The organism is Shewanella sp. 1180_01, from assembly GCF_052850535.1.
This window is the reverse complement of the sequence record NZ_VXCT01000202.1, coordinates 1-369: the sequence shown is the minus strand read 5'-3', so window position 1 is coordinate 369 and position 369 is coordinate 1. Positions and strand designations below refer to the sequence as shown.

Here is a 369-nt window from a genome sequence, read left to right as displayed (position 1 = left end):
AGATAGGCAGCCATTTTTTGTGACAACACCATCTCTTTTTCGCTGCCTTGACACACAATTTCATGCCCTAAATATTGGTTAAAAAACGTGTCATCCTCAGAACTGAGTGTAGAGATCCCGGTTTTTTCCATATAGGTTTTTTTGCTGATATCAAAGGTTTTCCCACAAATGCCTGATGCTATAAAAGCTTGTTCATTGACATAGGCTAAATGGCCAGATTGGTCGAGAATAAACGCTGGTGATGCTGAAAATGCATCAGGATTATATTTAATGAAATAACTGGCGGGATACTGTAAAAAATCTTTATTGGCATTAAGGCCAGCGGCTTTTTCAGTCAACAACATTCTAGAGGGATCCATACCATTACCC

Annotated in this window: 1 pseudogene; it reads right to left on the bottom strand. The window is 39.0% G+C overall.

Annotation, left to right across the window (positions count from 1 at the left end):
* Positions 1-338: pseudogene (locus tag FW758_RS24860) on the bottom strand (amidohydrolase); the annotation flags it as partial.
* Positions 339-369: the final 31 nt, after the last annotated feature.